The 1,695-nt window shown below is 60.1% G+C and carries 1 protein-coding gene; it reads left to right on the top strand.

Translation table 11 applies throughout. From position 1 onward, the window contains the following. Positions 1–371 precede the first annotated feature (371 nt). On the top strand, positions 372–1,625 hold the full coding sequence (gene ltrA / locus H1B37_RS32735) for a group II intron reverse transcriptase/maturase (protein ID WP_182871471.1): 1,254 nt from the start codon (positions 372–374) through the stop codon (positions 1,623–1,625). Positions 1,626–1,695: the final 70 nt, after the last annotated feature.

Here is a 1,695-nt window from a genome sequence, read left to right on the forward strand (position 1 = left end):
CTTGTGCAGCGAAACATCACGTTCTTATCCGGGGAGATCTGCACAGTCTGGTCGCGGCCAGGCGTCGCTCCAGGCAGTAGGGCTTGCCCGAAAACCTGGAACGTGGGGGTGGAAACCTCTACGGGCGGTGCAGAAGTCAGCAGAGGTCGTAGTACCGATCCTCGAACACCAATCGAGACGGGAAGGACCGAACAGTGACGAACAAGGAGGAGCCATCGGCAAACTCGCAGCGAAACAGCCCCTCGGTGCAAGTCGATCTGTATTGTCCAGACGACGCCGGCACCGAGACCACAGGCCCTCTGTCCCGACCGGGATCGACCGCCGCGGCGCGTGCCGAGAAACCAGCCTTGAGTGAAGACGCAGATTCTTTAATGGAACGCATTGTCGAGGAGGCCAACATCGAAGCTGCTTTCAAGAATGTCCGACGTAACCGCGGTGCCCCTGGCCCCGACGGGGAGTCGATTCAAGACTTCTTTGAACAGTTTCGGCACCGTTGGCCGCAGATCCGACAAGAACTTCTCGATGGCACTTACGAACCGTCACCGGTTCGTCGCAAAGCCATCGCCAAGCCCGATGGGGGCGAACGCTTGCTCGGCATTCCAAACGTGCAAGATCGCCTGATCCAACAAGCCATCGTGCTGATCCTAACGCCGATTTTCGACCCGCACTTTAGCGAGTCGAGCTTCGGCTTTCGACCAGGACGCTCCGCCCACGGAGCCGCCAAGCAAGTCCGCAAAACGATTCGTCGCGGCTTTCGCTTCGTTTGCGATGTCGATCTGTCGAAATTCTTCGACCGAGTCCAGCACGACGTGTTAATGTCGCGCGTGGCCCGTCGCATCAAAGACAAACGACTGCTCGCCCTGATCGGGCGTTACTTGCGGGCCGGAGTGATGGTCGAGGGAGCCTTGCAACCGACCGAAGTGGGCAGCCCCCAAGGCGGCCCGCTGAGCCCCTTGCTCAGCAATATCCTGCTGGATGACCTGGACAAGGAACTTGAGCAGCGTGGATTGCCGTTTGTCCGCTATGCCGACGACTTTGCGATTTTCGCGAAGTCGAAACGCGCGGCCGATCGCATCCTGACTTCGATCAGTCGGTACTTGACCGAGACGCTTCGCCTGGTCATCAACCAGGAGAAGAGTCGCGTTCGCTCATCCGAGGAGTTCGAATACCTCGGCTTCCGCTTCGTCGGAGTCCGAGCGAGCCTGAACGTGTCGCCGAAAGCCCTGAAGAAATTCAAACATCGAGTCGTCACGATTACCGGTCGTAGCCGGGGCGTGTCGATGGACCGGCGTTTGGGTGAGCTGCGTCGCTACGTCCGCGGCTGGATGGGCTACTTCGGCGTGGCTTCTCAGTTGAAGCTGTTCGCCCGTCTGGATGGCTGGATCCGCCGCCGCATTCGGTGCTGCTACTGGAAACAGTGGAAGCGTCCGAAGACGCGTCGCCGCCATCTGATTGCCTTGGGCGTCCCACGTCGTCAAGCGATTCGCCATGCCCGCAGTCGGCAAGGTCCTTGGCACATGTCCAAGACCATCGCCAGCGGAGTTGGTCTGACCAACGCATGGCTCGCCGCGCAAGGCGTTCTGAGTTTAAAGAGTCTGTGGGCCGAGCTTGCTCACCGTCGCTGAACCGCCGTATGCGGACCCGCACGTACGGTGGTGTGGGGAGGGCGTCCCGAAAGGGACGTCCTTACCCGAT

The organism is Stieleria mannarensis, assembly GCF_014154935.1.
Lineage (GTDB): Bacteria > Planctomycetota > Planctomycetia > Pirellulales > Pirellulaceae > Stieleria > Stieleria mannarensis.

Bases quoted from the DNA above. Each gene is read 5' to 3' on its own strand.
- ltrA (WP_182871471.1), top strand. From the start codon at position 372: ATGGAACGCATTGTCGAGGAGGCCAACATCGAAGCTGCTTTCAAGAAT.